Below are 17953 nucleotides of genomic sequence, written 5' to 3' on the forward strand. Positions count from 1 at the left end.
CTTAAGGAACCTTTGACTGACAAAGTTGGATAACGTGTTAAACGGGTCTGTTCCTTTTGTGCCTTGGCAACTTCAACACTCGCTTGCGCCGCAATCATTTTTGGAATGGTATTGAATTCAGGTTCACCATATAAATCGGACACTTTCACCAAATCATCTGAAATAATCCAGCCAGTTCGAGATACATCTGCACCTAGCAATGTTCTTAAATGTTGTTGGTACTGACGTAATAAAGATTGCTGAGCAATCAAACCAGACTGGGCAGCTTGCAAATAAGACTGGGCTTGGATTGGGTCAGCTTGGCTGCTAATACCGGCATTTGCACGTAAATTCGCAATATCCTGAATACGTTGAATACCTGCAATTTGCTGCTCGGCAATTTTATTTAATTGAAGGTAGCGTTGAATATTAACAATGGTTTGCGCGACATCAAGTGCAATATCATCAATGCTGACCAGCACATTGGCCTGCTCGACTTGAACCTTGGCTTGCTCAACATCTACACCTGATTTAACTTTACCAAAATCATAGAGCATCTGAGTTGCATTTAAGGTCAATAACTGCCGACCACGCTCACCACTACTCAAGTCACCTGTAGTAATTCCACCTGAAAGCTGAGGGTAATAACCCGCCTTGGCGTAATCAATACCTGCATTTTGACCAGCTAAAGTGGAAATGGCTTGAGAAATATCTGGGTTACGCTGGATTGCGATTTTCACCGCTTCCTGCAAAGTCATTTGCCTTGATGGCAAATTTGAATAAGATGCAGCTGATCTATCATTGAGTTGAACAGTCGGAAACTCCTGAACTCTAGAACGATCTAGCTTAAAATTACTCAGCTCTTGCATCTTGGCAACTTTAAATTCATCACTACTTTTAGGGGCAAAAAGTTGCGATAAGTTGTCTTTTAAAGTGTGATATTGCTCACTTGGTTTAGCAGCATATATCACCACAGGCACATGCAATGAAGTTAAAAGCATCAACCCTTTCAGGAAAGCCGGCTTTTTACATGTCCTTTTTACTCTTCTCTGGTTATATCCAATCATGCTTGTCTTGTTGATCTTGTTTGTTATCGTTTAAAAGCTTTTACATTCTACATATTTTTTTGCATAAAGAAGCATAATTGCAGGAATAATTCACACATTACATTTTCATCAAATGAATACGCTAATTTATTGTTTTTAATAGTTAAATACAAAAAAACCAAAAAGAGGCCTTGACCTCTTTTTAGACAAATAGATTAACTATTTTATTTAAACTGTAAAATCGTCACCTAAGTAGACTTTACGGACTTGTTCGTTGTCCAGAATTTCTTGTGGTGTACCTTCTGCAATTACAGCCCCTTCACTCACAATATATGCACGTTCACAAATTGCCAAAGTTTCACGTACGTTATGGTCAGTAATGAGTACACCGATGCCACGATCCTTCAAAGTCTGGATAATATCTTTAATATCTCCAACCGAGATTGGATCAACGCCGGCAAATGGTTCATCAAGCAACATAAATTTAGGATCGGCAGCCAATGCACGTGCAATTTCAGCACGGCGGCGTTCACCACCAGACACACTCATTCCCAATGAATCTTTAATATGACTGATTTTAAAGTCATTTAATAATTCAGTAAGACGTTGCTGGCGCTGTTGCTTATTTAGGTCTTTGCGTGTTTCTAAAATAGACATAATATTTTCAGCAATGGTGAGCTTTCTAAAAATAGAAGCCTCTTGCGGAAGATATCCAATGCCCTTGCGTGCCCGTTCATGCATTGCCAAATCAGACATATCAAGATCATCAAGGTGAATTTCACCTTTGTCCATGCGCACTAGCCCTACAACCATATAGAAGCTTGTGGTTTTCCCTGCACCGTTAGGGCCAAGCAAACCAACAATCTGTCCACTTTGCATACTAAAAGATACGTCTTTGACGACCCAACGCTTACTATAGTTTTTTCCTAAGTGCTTAATACACAAAGTTTGGGGTTGTTGAAGAGCTTGTTGCATTATTCACGCGCTCCTGGAAAGCTTTTTGAACTTGATGGTGGAATAATAATCTGCACACGATTTGATGATGAACCCTGAGCTTCAACATCACCTTTGTTCATACTATATTTCAATGAGTTACCACGAATACTTGAACCATCTTGATATAAATATGCGCCACCATTCAAAGTAATAATGCCGGTATCTGCATTATAAACAATGGTCTGTCCTTCACCGCGTGCCACGCCCTTATCAGCACTTATTTGTTGCTGAAACTTAGATGGTCGGCCTTTAGCGGTAATGGTTTGGATTTCACGCTTAGAGTTTAGCGTCGCAACAATCGAATCGGCTTGAAGCTTCATCGTGCCTTGCTCAATCACGACATTACCTGTGTATGTCGTCAACCCAGTTTTTTCGTTATAAGTTGCACGGTCTGCCACAAGTGAAATTTGTTGATTACGGTCAGACGGCAACGCAAAAGTCGAAGCTGATGTTAAAGCAACGAATGTAATAACCGCAGCTTGTTTTAGGAAAGCTGAAGAACGTTTTAAATTAAGACTTTGGTGCATACTTTCCTCGAATATTAAAAAATTCGTACTGACCATTATTCAAATTGGCTTTTAATCCTTTGCTAACAAAATCGCCTTGTGGAGATTGAACGACCACTTGATGATTCGTTTCAATTTCTCTGGTTTTTGGATAACCCGTTAACTCATCGGTTTGGAATTCAATTTTCCCTTGTGGAGCAAGTTTAGTTGCGACCACATCACCTGATAAGATAACTTTACTATTATCATCATAACCATTTGCCTGTTTCGCAAAGAACGTCGCATCAACTTTGCCATCTTTATACATAGATGCTTTGAGTTGATCCAACTTTGATGTTTTTTGTTGCATATCCTGTTCAAGCTGACGAACTTCAGCACGAATATACAAATTGCCTTGATCATCAGTTTGAGTCAAATGGACGCCCTGCGCTGAATATGTCATATTCTTCGCCGAAGCAATGTCTAGTTTTTTTGCTTTGCCACTATAGTAGTAATAACCACCACTTATAGCAGCAATAACTACAGCGACAATAGATAAAACTCTGGTATCCATGAGCAGGAATAGCCTACCTTTTTAAGTAATCTTATTATTAATGCGGTACTGCAAGATATTTTTCAAGAAGTTCTTGGTAAATGCCTTTTGCGATCAGCAACATATCACAGACTTCTCGTACAGCACCACGTCCACCCATCGACTGGGTAACCAAATGTGCACGGCGACGCACTTCTTCATGACCATTTGGCACAGTGACACTCATTCCTGCGATTGCAAAAGCAGATAAATCAGGCCAGTCATCGCCCATATACAAGCAATCGGAAGGCAAAATATTAAACTGTGCGCAAGCTTCACGTAACGCAGAACCTTTGTCTTCACGACCTTGAAAAACGAGGTCTACGCCTAAATCAGACATACGTTTTTCAACAATGTTACTTTTTCGGCCTGTAATAATGATGACTTTCATGCCTGCTTGCTGCACAAGTTTCATGCCTAAACCATCACGAATATCGAATGATTTAATCTCATCGCCACTATTGGTTAAAGTTACAAAGCCATCACTCAAAATACCATCGACATCCAGAACCAATGCCTGTAAGTGACGTGCTTGTTCTAACAATGCATAAGATGCCATTGATTAATTTACCCCTGCCTGAATAAGGTCATGCATACTAATTACACCAATCACTTTATTTTGGTCATCAACCACAACAAATTGACTGATTTTTTTCAGGTTAAGCTGTTGTAGAGCTTCTACCGCACGTGCTTCTTGAGAAATAGTTGACGGTTTTTTTGTCATTACTTCAGAAACAGGTAAATTCACATCGAAACCTTGCTGTTTATCAATTAAACGACGCAAGTCACCATCGGTGAAAATACCAAGCAAATGTTCCTGTTCATCTACAATCGTGGTCAAGCCTAAACGCTTATTAGAAATTTCGTAAAGCACTTGATTCATTGGCGTATCTGGTGAAACTTTTGGCAATTCATCGCCTGTATGCATGAGGTGTTTTACATGTAAAAGTAAACGCTTACCCAATGCTCCAGCAGGATGCGAACGAGCAAAATCATCTGCAGTAAAACCACGCGCTTCAAGTAAGGCAACAGCCAGCGCATCACCCAATACTAAGGTTGCTGTCGTGCTCGATGTCGGAGCTAATCCTAGTGGACATGCTTCATCAGACTCGCCTAAAGTTAAAGCGATGTCGGCATTTTGAGGCATCGGCCCTTTATCAGTACGGCTAATGGTAATGAGAGGTACACCAAGATGTTTGATGAGTGGCATCAACATCATGATTTCATCACTTTTTCCAGAATTGGAAATCGCAATTAAAACGTCACCACGAACCAGCATCCCCAAATCGCCATGCCCAGCTTCGCCCGGATGCATAAAGAAAGATGGTGTACCAGTTGAAGCAAAAGTCGCAGCCATTTTACGGCCAATATGCCCTGACTTCCCCATGCCAGTAATCACAACACGGCCTTTACACTGTAACAATATTTCACAAGCCTGACTAAAACTGTCATTAATTTGTGTTGCTAACACGTCTAGGGCTTGCTGCTCAATACGCAAGGTTGCTAATGCGCTGCTTTGAAAATCTGTAGGATTGGGCATACGAGTTTGACTCAAAATAATTGATCTGATCTCTTGTGAAGATCGGTGATTTTAATCAAAAGATTTGGGGGCATTCTAACATAACTCAATCATCTACACGTTTTTAAATGTATAGGATTTAAATAAACATGGAGAAAAAACTGGTTCTTATTTCAACTTAGTTAAAGAAGACTTATCAAAGAATCTTATTTCCCCGTATTTATTACCAATCTATCTGAATATGTCGAATTTCTTTATCTGTATAAGCAATAACATTTGCCTGACCCGATTTCCCTGACAAAGACATGCTCGAAACGTAATATTGAAAATTGGAACCAAGTTGTTGCCGAGCTAATTCTTTAGCCTTCTGCTCTGACTCTTTGCCTACAATAGTAAGCATTCCAAGCATAAATATTAAAAAAACAGAACCAAAGAAATAAGCTGAACTCTTTGTAGTTGCATACCCCGCTTCAGCAAACAATTTCAGCACTTCTGGAGTCGAAAGTTGACGATAGATCCATATAAGTAAAGAGAAAAATATCACTACAATAAAAAATGTAATTAGCGCAGATAATATATTGAGTTTAATTTGTATTTTTAATAAATCGAAAGGCATGATCAATATCATCCCAATAGCTCCTCCCACTAATATAATAGAGAAGAATAAACTGAACCATCTTGTTAATCGTGCAGTTTTTACACTACCTTTTAGAAGGAGAATTCCAACAATTACAGCAAATATATTGAATGATGATGAGTAACTAATCTTACTTATTATCGAGTAGATCATTAAAATAATATCTAGAACACCTATTGTAAGGAGTGCAATACCAGCCTTTTTAAAAGGGTTACTTGCATGATTCATATAAATTTTCTTATTCATTAAAAACTTTCTGCATCTTCACCTATAACGAATCATTTTTCAAATAACGATACTTATCTCAGCATCTTTTTTACTGATAACTTTATGAAATATGGTGTATACGTTATGATGGATGACGATTTTTTTAGAGTGTTTGAAAACCCTTATGCAACCGTTTGTTTTATATAACTCTGAGCAACGAAAAAAAGTTGAATTTGTACCTCGCAAAGAAGGTCACATCGATATGTACGTCTGCGGTATGACCGTTTACGATTACTGTCATATCGGGCATGCTCGAGTTATGGTTGCATTTGACTACATTATTCGTTTCTTGCGTAGCCAAGGCTGGAATGTTCGCTATATTCGCAACATTACCGACATTGACGACAAAATTATTAAACGCGCGAATGAAAATGGTGAAACCATTCAGCAGCTTACTACTCGTTTCATTGATGCAATGAACGAAGATGCAGCTAACTTAGGCTGTGCTGCACCTGATGAAGCACCTAAAGCGACTGAATATATTTATCAGATGCAAAACATGATTGGTAATCTGGTCAATAAAGGCTCTGCTTACCCTGCTGCAAACGGTGATGTTTATTTTGAAGTCACCAAATTTGAGAAATATGGTCGCCTCTCTGGTCGTAAGCTTGATGACATGCAAGCTGGCGCGAGTGAGCGTGTTGACGTAGAAGTTGAAAAGAAACATCCGTTTGACTTTGTACTTTGGAAACATGCTAAAGAAAATGAACCATCTTGGGCATCCCCTTGGGGCAATGGCCGTCCGGGTTGGCACATTGAATGTTCTGCAATGTCGACTTGCTGCTTAGGCAATCACTTTGACATTCATGGTGGTGGTTCAGATTTAATGTTCCCACACCATGAAAATGAAATTGCGCAAAGTGAAGCATCAACTGGCGAACAATATGTAAACTATTGGATGCATGTTGGCTTTATTAACGTTGATGGCGAAAAGATGTCTAAGTCTTTAGGCAACTTCTTTACGATTCGCGACGTAATGGAGAAATTCCACCCTGAAGTGATCCGCTACTTTATTGTGTCTTCACACTATCGTAGTCCTGTGAATTTCTCTGATGTGGCACTTAAAGAAGCAAAAACTTCTTTAACTCGCTTCTATCACTCATTTAAAGCTTACCAACAAGTGTATGGTCAAACGACAACTGAAACGCTTGATCAAAGCTTTATTGAACGCTTTAACAATGCAATGTGTGATGACTTCAATACTGCCGAAGCTATGGCGGTATTGTTTGAACTGAACAAAGAGTTAAACCGTGCTGTAAAAGAAGAGCAAGCTGACCAAGCGACTGTGCTTTATTCGACATTACGTCACCTCACCAACATTTTAGGTTTGGTACAACACAATGTAGATGATTTCTTAAAATCAGATATTGGACAAGAAGCACTTACTTTGTCTGATGCTGAAATTGAAGATTTTATTCAACAACGTGTAGATGCGAAAAAAGCAAAAGACTTTGCTAAAGCAGATGGTATTCGTCAGTCTTTGCTCGACCAAGGTGTTGTATTAGAAGACACTCGCCAAGGTACAGTTTGGCGTCGTGCTGATTAAATGTTCAATTAAATCACAAGAGTGTTGACACTTTAGTGAAACACTCTATAATGTGCTCACATTGCGGGAATAGCTCAGTTGGTAGAGCATAACCTTGCCAAGGTTGGGGTCGCGAGTTCGAGTCTCGTTTCCCGCTCCAAAATTTGTTGTTAAAAATCAATAAGCTGAAAGGTTCTAGTAATCTTTCGGCTTGTTTTTTATTGTCGATAGGTCAGCTATGACTATTCAAAATAGTCATATTTCACATTAAAAAACGCTTTATATTTCCGTGCCGCCGCCAGAAAAGTGGGTGTCATTTGTACATCTTCAATTTTTGTCGGCAGTGCGCCACCATGAAATTTGGAGTGTTAAAAATGCAGAAACCGACCCGTCGCGGCAACGCTTGGCGTATTGAAGTTCGTTTTAAAGGTAAACGTTATGCAGCTACTCGTGACACAGCGAGTGAGTGCGAACAGTGGGCCGCAACTAAACTATTAGAATTACAATCTGAACAACCCGTTTCAGAACCTGAAAAAATCCATATCTCTTTTCAAGCCCTTTTTGATATGTACTATCAGGATGAAGGCCGCAAAATGAAAAGCGCCCGCTTAATTGTTCAAATGCTTAAATGCCTAAAGAAAAATTGGGGCCAAATAGCTGATGAGTCTATCCACGATCTAACCCCTGCTTTAGTCAAGCAATGGCGTGATAAACGTTTAAAGCAAGTAAAAGGAGCAACGGTCATCAGAGAAATGGCTATGTACAGTTCAGTTTTTGACTTTGCACGAAAAGAACTATTTTTAACTAAAGAAAATCCATTTAAAGAAATTACTAAACCGTCAGCCCCGCCACCAAGACATCAACGTGTTACTCAGGACCACATTGATACCGTAATAAAAGGTTTAGATTATGAATGGGGTAAAACACCAACACAGCCAAGGCACCGTGTCGCATGGTCGTTTCTTTTTGCACTTGAGACTGCAATGCGTAAAGGTGAAATCCTTAGCGTACAAAAACAATTAATTTTTTCGGATTTCATCCGGTTGTTAGATACTAAGAATGGTTCATCTCGCGATGTGCCACTAACAGCCAAAGCAAAAGAAATGCTTTCTTGGCTACCAGAAGACCCAAACGATAATCGAATGGTTCCACTCACATCGAATGCCTTTAGGCTAATTTGGCAACGCAATTTACGCCGTGTTAGCTTAGATGGGGTTATTACCTTCCACGATTCAAGACATGAAGCAATCACACGTTTTGTTCATGACTATCGTTTGCCTGTAGAAATTCTCGCAAAAATTACAGGGCACAAAACGATTAGTGTACTGGTGAACACTTATTACAACCCGACCGCTTCAGAAATTGCCAAGATGCTTAATGCTGCATAACAAAAAAAAGCCCCTTAATTGGGGCTTATTTCAAATCCACACTAACGGGTAAATGCCAACGGGTCCGATTATAAATTACGGTACCATCTAAATTTATAGTCAGCTCATTACCGTTATAATCAAAAACCTTAAGAATATTGCCGCCCTTGCCCACCTCTGCCAAAAGATCAATTACTTTTGTATTCGCACGGTCAAAGGCTTTAATCATCATTTGGGCCATATTAAAAACTCATAGTGCTTTTATGCACAATGATACTTGAATGTTGTTATTAATTGAATGCGCTGTGCATCCTGAGAAAAGGAGGCACAGCATTGTGATGATCGATGCAACTTTAGTACGCTTACACATATAAGTCACTTCTTTAGAAAGAGTGCTCGTTCTGCTTCACGCCGACGGACTAGGCCTTTCATAACCTTACTGTCTGCTTTGTTCCATAAAAGGAACTGGTCCGCAGCGCCTTTGTAGTCGCCTTTGTTAAGCAACTTTAATAAAGTCGAACCCTTAAAAGCACCTGAACCAATGTTATAAGTCAGTGATACCAGAGCATCAAATTGATTTTGAGTTAAAGGCACAATGACAGATTCATTCACAGTCTTTTCAAACTTGGCTAGGTCATGTTTAAAGTAGGATTTAGCTTGTTCAAGTGTGCAAGTATCACCCTTCTTAACCTTTACGCCATTTGGGTAAACTGTGGTGCCAATGCCAATGGTCCAGATTCCTACACCATCGTCGTAAGCTTTAGTTCTAGTATCTTCAAAGCTAGTGATTAAATTAATACCAATATCACTTGTAGTTTTTACACCTGGTACAAGCTTATCGACAACTTTATTAAGATCGTCAACTTGTGCTTGTGTTAGTTTTCCGCCAGCAATAATACGGGCAGCATCAAAGAAGTTTTTAACTGTCATAATCAACCACCTGTAAGGTCGTTCTTAGATTTTTTAACCTCTTTGATAACTTCAATAATGGTCTTGCCTTCTTGTTTATCAATAAAGTTAAAAGTCCACCTAACCAAAGCCCATCCGGGAATGCCACAGACAAAGAAAAATCCACCCAAAGTCATCATTCCCCATATATCTGTAATCCACTCATGAAGCCCCCATCGAACAATAATGAATGAACCGCCCGCCAAACTAGACACCACTGTACAAATCAAACCAACTGCCCACTCTTGTGGTGAGCGTGGCATACGTGTCATCAATACTACTGCTGCAACCAAGGCAACTGCTAAAGTCACCATAATTGCTGCACCATAAAATTTTAATAATGCTGTTAAACCGCTTGTGGAAACTGGTTCCATGCCCTACCCCTAATTATTTGGCAATAAAAAAGCCCTAAGCTATTTAAAGCTAGGGCTTCAAGGTGTTTGTTGGGTGATATCTAAGAGAAAGATATTTGACCCGATAATGAACCACCGCTATTAAGCGAATAGATAGTCATAATACTATTTGATGATACCTTAACAGTATCACCATAAATGGTTCCAGTTAAAGGCGCATAACCTGACAACTTTAACTGATACTTAGTGCCAACACGTTGTATCGAAAGCACTGGATTTGTAAAGTGTTTGAACAATGAAATATTATTTACACTATCAATTAGGCCACCATCTAACTGAGTAAAACCTGTCAAAGTAGCTCCAACATATACACTATTTACAGCACCAACACTGATACCTTCAGCGCCTTGTGCTAATAAGCTAATTTTTGCGAGAGCTGAACCTAATACGATATTATTTGAAGTCTTCATTTGCATAAAGATATTCAAATCAGCACTACATGCTCTATTTGCTTGCGCTGTGATTGCCTCAAGTAATGAGGTTTCTAACTCACAAATAGTATGTACACCACCAGATAATGATGTTGCACTTACATAATCCTTTCTTGAAAGATCAAATGTTACGCGTGCTTCTGTATGTAATTTGGGAGCACCATGTCTACGTGCACTACCGCCACTAAATGTATTGCCAAACTGAGTTAAAACCTGACCCTCCGACCACATTCTATAGCCATTAGTCCAGTTACCAATGAAAATAGGAGGGGTTAGGTTATCTAAACCAGTGCCTGAAAGTGCTGATGAGAATTTAACATCACAATATTCTGGATCTGTTTTATAAATTGTTGATGCACCGAATTGATTCCCGATAAATGTAACACCGCTTGAATATTGAGTTGCTCCAGTCTTACCCAATTCGATCATGCATTTTAAAATTGGAACATCTTCAGCACTATTTCCTTCAAAATAGTTCCCAAAAAAAGTACCCGCATATGTAGCACCAAGTTTGGCGAATACACCGCCAGATTCCCATAGATTACCTTCGCATCTAACAACATTGACAGCTGGCGCACCTTCACCGTCGATATACAAACCACCGTAACAAGATTCTCCAAAGTTGCGATTAAAATTAATGTTAAAGCCACGCTTTGAATCAATAATTTTTCTACAAAGAGCTAAGTGATTACCTTCGATGGTTACTGACTGCAAATAACCTGTATTTTCAGAACGACGCGGAATAGTTGCTTTAACTAAAGCTGTATTTCTTAGATAGCGCCCCCCTTTCATATTTACATTATAAAGACGGTCTCCATTAATCACTACAGATGGGCTTGTACCGTCCCCTTGGAAACGCAAACCTCGACCGATTTCCAAAACCGCAGTATATAAATCACTATTTGAGGTCTCAAATCCAATCGATCTTTTTGATGTAAAAATTCCAGTATCTGAATAGACCCAAATTCGCGCACCGGCTCCGCAAATTTCCATTAGCATATCGCCAACGATACTGTTTGTAGGTAAGCCTACAGGGGTCATCATTTTGAAGTTTCTATCTGCATTCCCGAACCAAAGGCGTCCATATGAAACATCAATGGCTTTTTGAACTTGAGGTGAACAATCTACCAGACCTTTATAGTCAGCTCCGAACCAACATGGGTCCGCATGAGCATTCCATTTTCTTTTCCATCGGACACCGTTTAGTCCAACTAAAATTGTTCCATCATCATCTGCTGTTGTTGTATCAGTCAGGTCGGGAACAAAGAGTCCACCACCAAATTTATAATCATCAGCTCTTTGGCAGACAAAAACGCCTTTTTTATGTTTGCTTGATTTGTATTTTAATGCCCTTAATTCTGAAAATGTTGATACAGAATATTGTGATTGAGCATTAATTGCTTTCTGCGTTTCCTCTCCATCACGCACATTATCGGCATCTTGAAAGGATATTATCCACCCGCTTAATGCAGCATCAAAAGCATAGTTCCCTGTATTTTTTACATAGACGGTTCTACCATCCCAAACATTGGAAATTTCCTCAAGATCTTCAAGTGAGTCAACATGAGTAATGGCTAAAGCATTTATAGTGCCTTCATTAATCGCCTCATCCATCATCGCAAGAAACATATCTTTTAGAATTTTATCGTTTGCTATTCGGTCAGCAACTTCTTGCGATAAATCGAGTATCAACTGAGAAATATCAGCTGTATTTTTATCTACATTTCCTTGTAAATTACTAAGCCATTCATCAATTGTATTGATTTGATTTTGAAGATTTTCATCGCCATCAATACGGTCTGAGATCTCTTTAATTAAAGCAAGCCATATAACCTGATCACGATAGCCCAGCTCTTGAAGCTTCCACCAAATTAAATCAAAGTCTCTATTTACTGGCGAAGGTCGAAATGAATTGTCATAGGATTGATAGTTCGTTGTTCGTTGAAAGGGCGTGTTTCGTTTAATCGAAACCAAAACACCATTAGCAGGCGCAGTGTTAAAAATAACTGACCCATTGTTGAAAGACCATGACCCCACAGGTGCTTCAATTTCATCCAATGAAACAACTAAAAAATTTGAGTTATCACAATCAAACCCCAATGGGAAAACCGTAGTTGTCCCATTTGCCGTATACTCTCTATATGGCGTTTGTTCTGGTACTGGCATGGCCTACCCCTAATCAAAGTCTACTGTGGCTTCATACACGCCACCGTTTGTTCTCCAATTAACGGCTTCTTTAACAGCGTTTTTGTTGTGTATTTTCCCGATGCGCTCAGGCTGCTCAACTATTGCGCCAGCTGCCGAATCAAGAAAATCATCAGGCTGACTACTAATAGCTGGATTCCATTCCCGCATTTGTTTAACTTGTGGTGAATCCTCTCCTTTCTCATCTTCTAAAACTGAAATGTGCGCCCACAAAAGGCCTGATGTTAAGGGCCCTTCCATTGCTTCAAGAATTCGTTTGTTTTTATTTTGAATTGAGGGCTGGGGTGTTACCCCACATTGAATTCCACGTTTTTTTAGTGCACCTTTAAGAGATGAAGGCGCAAAACCACCGATGCCATTAGTTTCTATAATTACTCTTGGAACATTAAACTCTTGGATTAAATCGCAAAGCTGCCAAACCTGACCACCCACAATATTTCCAGCATCATCTGTCACTACATCAGGCCCAGTTAGTGCAACCGATCTATGCCAATATCTATTACCTAAAGCATCATGAAAAAAGAGTGCCACTGATGAAACATCTGACTTTAGTTTGCCAGATGAAGGATCCCATTTTAGGGATGCCCCAACCATTTGACGCTCGCCCAACATCAGAATGATTTCACCATTAGCACGTCTTAAGTGTGGCTCACAGTCATAGGCTAGAATCTTGTCAGGATCTAAACGTACATCACCAATTGGCTTGGCATGCATTTGATATTGTGAATCCCATTCATTAAGGGTTTTACACTCTTCTCGGCGAATCTCCATTTCAGCAGGTGTAAAGCGTTCTTCCCAAATACCTTTTGAGTAGAAGTCAATTAAGTAATGGGATTCAAGTAATGTAACTTCCCAAGTCTTATCTGTTTTTTGTTTACATAGATAATGTGTGCCTTTTTCTAGGTACTTAGAACCAACGCCAATACCAGCGAATGAGTGAATTGGTTCAAAATCTAAAATAACCTTTTGCCCTTTCTCGCCATTTTCTACACGACGTTCATGCTCAAACATTTTCAGAATGAATGTACTAACACGCTTCTGTTTTTTTATTTTTTCGTAAAGAGAGTCATACGTGTGAGGTGTACCAATCCATAATTTTTTTGCACCAGGTATGGCAATGTGGGTTTGTTCACTTAATTTTTTTGGAAGTTTCTCGCGCTGCTCAGGATTGGCAGTGGTTTGAGGAGTTTCTACGTCATCATTTTGGATGAAGTGAGCACGATGCCCCGTAACACCAGACAAAATACCCTTTGCTAACATCGTTCCATAACGCACATCATTCGTGCCATTGACGAACCAACGTTCAATTTCACCCTGTCTTATCGCAACATTAGGATTGCTTATGCATAGTGGGTGCCGTGAAAGTACATCTCGTGTTCCTTTACTGCATTTGTATGCATCAGAGTCAGTGGTACCTTGATGTAAGATTTGAGTTTCGGGCCAACAATAAATTACCCATGCATTGAAAACATCCAGCATGGAAGATTTTGAATGGCCACGCGGCATCATGAGTAATGCCGTGCGCCCATTTAAGTAGAACTTCTCTAGAAAAATACAAACTTGTATGTGGAAGTTTGGAACCTTCCAGCCTTGCAATTCGGCCCATAGAAGAAAAAAAGCTAGAAAGCTGATTTTTGGTTTAATCATCAGCTCACCCGTTGTCTAAGTTTCTCTGCTTCTCTTTCTGCTTTTTCTATTAATGACTGTTCATACTTTTCTTGTGTGGCTTGTGTTGCACTAATAGGTGGAATTTTTCCCGACTTAATATCTAGAATTCGCTGAATTGTTGCGATGACTCCCGCTTGATCTTTAACGATCTTGTACATGAAGCCCTTATCACCACGATTCTGTTTACTATCAAGTGGAGTATCCAAGGCAACATAAGCAGTTTCGAGCATGTCGTCTGCAATGTCTTCTGACATTTTTTTGATTTTTTCTATTTGATCATCACGCATAAAAAAGCCCTCGCATATATGCCATATATACAAGGGCTTGTGTGGCGGTTTGTTGTGTGGATTTACTCTAGTAGCACTTTAAAGCAGTACCTTGCAGTATTACTCGCCCCATAGGTAGCTCTTTTTTTGTGGTAATCACAGCAGAATCAGCGCCATATCTATCGGAGGCAATTTTTTTAAACTCAGTTTCTGCTTTAGAGTAATAATTTATTGGTCCACCTCTGGTATCTGTATTCAAAGGTCCTAATTTTTTACACCCATTTATTAGTGTGCTATCACTTTCAAGCAATTGAACTTGCTGTTGATTGCTGGGCAGAGAAGCGCAAGCTGAAAGAATGCCCGCGCTAAGAATCAATGCCCCAATTTTATTATGTTTCATTATTGAATAACCCTCTCAAAATCTGGTGCTCTTATATCTTCAATATCATCGCCCCAGAAGCGCTCACGGTCTTGTGTCCGCTCTGCTTTGCGTAAAGCTTTCTTACGATAGCCGGGGGCAATGGTATCTTGAATTTCATCAAAGAACATACGATTAATTGCCGCTTTTGTATACCACAAGTTCTGTGCTGGTATTTTGCTTTTCACAAATTTGAAAGCTTCGTTGCCGAAATTTGTGTCTTTGCCTTCATTGTATTGGGTGAGATTTCCCACAGTTAAACCTAACAAAGAAGCAAAATCACTACCAAGCGGCCCAGACACAAACGAGTTTGCATCACGGCCAGAAGTATCAGTACCAGCAACAAGAATATCGCCTAGAACTGGTAAACCACCACCAGCAACAAGCGAACGTAAAAAGAAGCTACCCGCCTTTTTAGGGTCGCTGCTGTCATAAATTGTTTGTGGGTCATTACCATTAAGTAATTCACGCAACTGAACAACAAGCCCACCGAGTAAAGTCATAGTTACAGCTAAAGGAATAGCATAGGCAGCTTTTCCTTTTAAGCCTTCTTGTGCCATAGTTCGACTACCTTGACGCATTAAAAATGCTGCCGAGAAGGATTTAAACTGAGTTATACCCCTAAAAATCTCACCCATTCTAGTTCCTCTAGCTCCAACATTTATTAAGGTCTTTTCACGAAGCCCTGCTTCAATTACTGCCATGCCCTGCTCATCAAGTAAGTGAGCTTGAAGCTGTGAGGCGACTTCATCCTTAATTTGTTTTGCTAGAAGTTGCTTTTCACTATCAATGCTATCTGTTAAGCGTTGCGAAATAGAGTTTCTTCGAGCTTGTCTTTCATTAATTTTAGATTGATATTCATTAAATTCTTTATCTAGATCATTTATCTGTTTATCTAAATCTTTATATTTTTTCGAAATCGTTTTATTGGCTTCGCTATCAGCTTTACGCATCCTAGATCTAAGCTCAGTGATTCTACGCTCACTATTTCCTAGGCGATATCCTAACGATTCTGCATTATTTCCAAACTGACGGGCATTACGTTCAACATTTCTACGGGTGTCTTGCGCCACTTTGTCAGAGTGTCGCCCTTCTTCAACTTGCTGTAGAAAGTCCTGAACCCTATTGGCCTGTTTCTCTGCCTGCAAATATGTATTTATATCTGCACGAGCCTTTGCATATTCTTTTTGAGCATCGATCAAATCGATACGGTCTTGCAAAGCCTGTTTCTCTGCCTGTGCTTTGCTGTCTTTTCGGTTGGCATAGTCTAAAAGACGTTGTGATAATTGACGTTTAATCTCATCGTTTCGCTGTGATTTATTCGCGATGCGCTGGTCATCTAAAGCGTTACGACTATCAAGTTCTTTAATTTGACTATCGATACTATTAACCAGTGTTTTAACATCACTATCCATTGTCGCTAGTAGTTTTTCATCTGGAATTTCATAGATAGATCGAGCTGACATTAATTGATTGCCCTTGCGGTCCACAACTGGCTCAGCCAATTGAAACACTTGCCAAGCACGTTCATTTAAGCCCGTATTTGAAAGCAATTCTCTATCTTGTACATCTAGATCATTCCAAGATTTTGAACGGCTTAAGCGGCCGTACTTCTCCATAAGAAGCTTAGTAAATCCAACTTTTGAGGCAGAAGTAAGAGCATTCAAAAAAGACACTCTCATTACTTGCGTTGCAACACCGCTTGATATACGAGCCAACTTTTCAGATTTTCCATGTGTTGATGTCAACCCATCATCTGACCAGCGTGCAATCGAGCCTAACATTTCATCTGTGGCCAGTCCCAAACTATGCGCTAGTTCACGATCTGACTTATTGGCTGGGTTAAGTTGCCCTAGTAGTTCACCAAATGATTTACGATATGAAAGCCCATGCACATGTGCTGTTTTTGCAATAGTTGCTTGATCAGCAATCGATGCAATTGTGGTGCCGCCTAGCATTGAGGCCACATTCATTGATCGATATGCAAGGCCAAGGTTAGCCAGTACCTGAGATTGTGGCGAATTACCCCCGCTAAACTCATCAAACATAACTTGTGCACGTTTGCGAGAAGATTTAGTTTTGTTGTCTTCTATTCCTTTTTCCCAGTCTTTATTTGCTGCAGCATCCATTAAAATTTTTAATGCTGTTTTTGGATTGCTTCCCAAATTTTCTACCATGGCAATATCTTTAGATAGACCATTTACATGAGCTTCTACCAGATCTACAAACTGCATGCCGCCGAACTCAGATTGATATTCAAGCCATGCATCAGCATCTTTAAAATGGAGAACGCGACTTTCACCATGGCGATTTGTCACTTTTGATGTGCCTGCACCAGTAGCTTGTCGGCCAACTTCAATTTTGTTTGCCCCATCACTGGATAACGTATCGTAGGTATATTCAAGTAATGAGCGTATTTCTTGCTGTGAGTAGAAATCACCATTCTCATGCACGTATTGACGTGTATCAATCAGTGATTCAGCCTTACTAACCCAAGCCTCTTTACCAGCCTTAGCAATTTTTTCTAAGTTATGCGTTTGTGGTAAACCCCAATTATCAAGCTTTCCAATGTCGCCCCCGTTCCGGTTAAAACGGTCACGCATGGCTTCAAAAACATCACCCATCTTATCGCTAATTTTTTTGGCTAATGGGTCGCCCGTATTATCGCCGAAACGCTCACGCACAATTTTATGAACTAATTCTTGATCTGTGAAAATTCCTAAACCGCCTTTAATATTGGTGTAGAAATCAACGAGCTCACCGCGATAAATTGAAGCAATACCACGCGCTTTTGAATCAATAGATTGAATGCCTGACATATCACCATGTGCAGCAACCATACGGTCTACAACTTCCATTGACGAAAGCTTGCCATAGTCTAATGCTGCAATATTTTGGGATTGTTTAAGAATGTCTTGAGCTGCAATTTTATGCTTGCGTTTTAATTGTTCTTGAATATCGATAGCAACTTGTTTTGAAGCCTCTGTCAGTTTTTCAGCATCGGAAAGATTACGCCATTTATCACGATCCTTACGCGCCATATTACGCATAGTTTCATTAATACGTGTTTCAATGTCTGTTGCTTCTTGAGCAGTGAGGGATTGCTTGCCGAGTGCTTTAGCTACGGCTTGTTTGCATTGTTCTTTCATAAAAAATGCCCAGATAATTTTAGCTATCTGAGCATTTAGTTT

The 17953-nt window shown here is 39.7% G+C and carries 17 protein-coding genes and 1 tRNA gene; 3 read left to right on the plus strand and 15 right to left on the minus strand.

Features of this window, described 5'->3' with window-relative positions:
- The 7 genes from F968_RS12015 to F968_RS12045 form a co-directional block, all read right to left on the minus strand.
- The coding region (locus F968_RS12015) for a TolC family protein (protein WP_004793417.1) at nucleotides 1-980 on the minus strand (980 nt) is incomplete at its 3' end.
- Nucleotides 981-1253: 273 nt separating this feature from the next.
- Complete coding sequence (gene lptB / locus F968_RS12020) at nucleotides 1254-2000, minus strand: LPS export ABC transporter ATP-binding protein (RefSeq protein ID WP_003650837.1); 747 nt, start codon at nucleotides 1998-2000, stop codon at nucleotides 1254-1256.
- Nucleotides 2000-2548, minus strand: coding sequence for a lipopolysaccharide transport periplasmic protein LptA (gene lptA / locus F968_RS12025; RefSeq protein WP_004793419.1), 549 nt, complete (start codon nucleotides 2546-2548; stop codon nucleotides 2000-2002). The genes lptB and lptA overlap by 1 nt, the downstream gene beginning before the upstream one ends.
- Nucleotides 2532-3080 carry an LPS export ABC transporter periplasmic protein LptC gene (gene lptC / locus F968_RS12030; protein ID WP_004793421.1) on the minus strand — a complete coding sequence of 183 codons (549 nt, stop codon included), beginning with the start codon at nucleotides 3078-3080 and terminating at the stop codon, nucleotides 2532-2534. Before lptC ends, lptA begins: the two co-directional genes overlap by 17 nt.
- Nucleotides 3081-3117: 37 nt before the next feature.
- The gene (locus F968_RS12035; protein ID WP_004793423.1) at nucleotides 3118-3657 is read right to left on the minus strand and encodes a KdsC family phosphatase; all 540 of its coding nucleotides are present in this window, start codon (nucleotides 3655-3657) and stop codon (nucleotides 3118-3120) included.
- A gap of 3 nt (nucleotides 3658-3660) precedes the next feature.
- Entirely contained in the window at nucleotides 3661-4638 is a 978-nt protein-coding gene (locus F968_RS12040) for a KpsF/GutQ family sugar-phosphate isomerase (protein WP_004793424.1), read from the minus strand.
- A 202-nt stretch (nucleotides 4639-4840) separates the two neighbouring features.
- A complete protein-coding gene (locus F968_RS12045) occupies nucleotides 4841-5482 on the minus strand; it encodes a hypothetical protein (protein WP_034596289.1) in 642 nt (213 codons plus the stop codon).
- 163 nt (nucleotides 5483-5645) lie between these two features.
- Between F968_RS12045 and cysS the strand changes: the two genes are divergently transcribed.
- The 3 genes from cysS to F968_RS12060 all read left to right on the plus strand — a co-directional run bounded on the left by cysS (nucleotide 5646) and on the right by F968_RS12060 (nucleotide 8434).
- Nucleotides 5646-7067, plus strand: a complete 1422-nt coding sequence (cysS, locus tag F968_RS12050) for a cysteine--tRNA ligase (protein ID WP_034596632.1) — start codon at nucleotides 5646-5648, stop codon at nucleotides 7065-7067.
- 63 nt (nucleotides 7068-7130) lie between these two features.
- Nucleotides 7131-7206: transfer RNA gene (locus F968_RS12055), tRNA-Gly, on the plus strand.
- Nucleotides 7207-7420: 214 nt separating this feature from the next.
- On the plus strand, nucleotides 7421-8434 hold the full coding sequence (locus F968_RS12060) for a tyrosine-type recombinase/integrase (RefSeq protein WP_004793431.1): 1014 nt from the start codon (nucleotides 7421-7423) through the stop codon (nucleotides 8432-8434).
- Nucleotides 8435-8459: 25 nt separating this feature from the next.
- On the opposite strand, the gene F968_RS12065 is transcribed toward F968_RS12060, so the two are convergent.
- The 8 genes from F968_RS12065 to F968_RS12100 all read right to left on the minus strand — a co-directional run bounded on the left by F968_RS12065 (nucleotide 8460) and on the right by F968_RS12100 (nucleotide 17911).
- Nucleotides 8460-8654, minus strand: a complete 195-nt coding sequence (locus F968_RS12065; protein ID WP_004793432.1) for a hypothetical protein — start codon at nucleotides 8652-8654, stop codon at nucleotides 8460-8462.
- 134 nt (nucleotides 8655-8788) lie between these two features.
- Entirely contained in the window at nucleotides 8789-9343 is a 555-nt protein-coding gene (locus F968_RS12070; protein WP_004793434.1) for a lysozyme, read from the minus strand.
- Nucleotides 9344-9345: 2 nt separating this feature from the next.
- Complete coding sequence (locus F968_RS12075; RefSeq protein WP_004793438.1) at nucleotides 9346-9735, minus strand: hypothetical protein; 390 nt, start codon at nucleotides 9733-9735, stop codon at nucleotides 9346-9348.
- An 80-nt stretch (nucleotides 9736-9815) separates the two neighbouring features.
- Nucleotides 9816-12371: a hypothetical protein gene (locus F968_RS12080; protein WP_004793440.1), complete on the minus strand. Its 2556-nt coding sequence runs from the start codon at nucleotides 12369-12371 to the stop codon at nucleotides 9816-9818.
- Nucleotides 12372-12380: 9 nt separating this feature from the next.
- The gene (terL, locus tag F968_RS12085) at nucleotides 12381-14057 is read right to left on the minus strand and encodes a phage terminase large subunit (protein WP_004793441.1); all 1677 of its coding nucleotides are present in this window, start codon (nucleotides 14055-14057) and stop codon (nucleotides 12381-12383) included.
- Nucleotides 14057-14365, minus strand: coding sequence for a hypothetical protein (locus F968_RS12090; protein ID WP_004793442.1), 309 nt, complete (start codon nucleotides 14363-14365; stop codon nucleotides 14057-14059). The genes terL and F968_RS12090 overlap by 1 nt, the downstream gene beginning before the upstream one ends.
- 67 nt (nucleotides 14366-14432) lie before the next feature.
- Nucleotides 14433-14744: a hypothetical protein gene (locus tag F968_RS12095; protein WP_004793445.1), complete on the minus strand. Its 312-nt coding sequence runs from the start codon at nucleotides 14742-14744 to the stop codon at nucleotides 14433-14435.
- Nucleotides 14744-17911 carry a hypothetical protein gene (locus F968_RS12100; RefSeq protein ID WP_004793446.1) on the minus strand — a complete coding sequence of 1056 codons (3168 nt, stop codon included), beginning with the start codon at nucleotides 17909-17911 and terminating at the stop codon, nucleotides 14744-14746. Before F968_RS12100 ends, F968_RS12095 begins: the two co-directional genes overlap by 1 nt.
- Between the last annotated feature and the right edge of the window lie 42 nt (nucleotides 17912-17953).

The organism is Acinetobacter sp. NIPH 817 (genome assembly GCF_000368405.1).
In the GTDB taxonomy this organism is placed as follows: Bacteria; Pseudomonadota; Gammaproteobacteria; order Pseudomonadales; family Moraxellaceae; genus Acinetobacter.

Coding starts and splice junctions, on each gene's coding strand:
- lptB (WP_003650837.1), bottom strand. CDS start 2,000: ATGCAACAAGCTCTTCAACAACCCCAAACTTTGTGTATTAAGCACTTA.
- lptC (WP_004793421.1), bottom strand. CDS start 3,080: ATGGATACCAGAGTTTTATCTATTGTCGCTGTAGTTATTGCTGCTATA.
- terL (WP_004793441.1), bottom strand. CDS start 14,057: ATGATTAAACCAAAAATCAGCTTTCTAGCTTTTTTTCTTCTATGGGCC.
- cysS (WP_034596632.1), top strand. CDS start 5,646: ATGCAACCGTTTGTTTTATATAACTCTGAGCAACGAAAAAAAGTTGAA.
- F968_RS12065 (WP_004793432.1), bottom strand. CDS start 8,654: ATGGCCCAAATGATGATTAAAGCCTTTGACCGTGCGAATACAAAAGTA.
- F968_RS12070 (WP_004793434.1), bottom strand. CDS start 9,343: ATGACAGTTAAAAACTTCTTTGATGCTGCCCGTATTATTGCTGGCGGA.
- F968_RS12090 (WP_004793442.1), bottom strand. CDS start 14,365: ATGCGTGATGATCAAATAGAAAAAATCAAAAAAATGTCAGAAGACATT.
- F968_RS12045 (WP_034596289.1), bottom strand. CDS start 5,482: ATGAATCATGCAAGTAACCCTTTTAAAAAGGCTGGTATTGCACTCCTT.
- F968_RS12080 (WP_004793440.1), bottom strand. CDS start 12,371: ATGCCAGTACCAGAACAAACGCCATATAGAGAGTATACGGCAAATGGG.
- lptA (WP_004793419.1), bottom strand. CDS start 2,548: ATGCACCAAAGTCTTAATTTAAAACGTTCTTCAGCTTTCCTAAAACAA.
- F968_RS12095 (WP_004793445.1), bottom strand. CDS start 14,744: ATGAAACATAATAAAATTGGGGCATTGATTCTTAGCGCGGGCATTCTT.
- F968_RS12060 (WP_004793431.1), top strand. CDS start 7,421: ATGCAGAAACCGACCCGTCGCGGCAACGCTTGGCGTATTGAAGTTCGT.
- F968_RS12040 (WP_004793424.1), bottom strand. CDS start 4,638: ATGCCCAATCCTACAGATTTTCAAAGCAGCGCATTAGCAACCTTGCGT.
- F968_RS12075 (WP_004793438.1), bottom strand. CDS start 9,735: ATGGAACCAGTTTCCACAAGCGGTTTAACAGCATTATTAAAATTTTAT.
- F968_RS12100 (WP_004793446.1), bottom strand. CDS start 17,911: ATGAAAGAACAATGCAAACAAGCCGTAGCTAAAGCACTCGGCAAGCAA.
- F968_RS12035 (WP_004793423.1), bottom strand. CDS start 3,657: ATGGCATCTTATGCATTGTTAGAACAAGCACGTCACTTACAGGCATTG.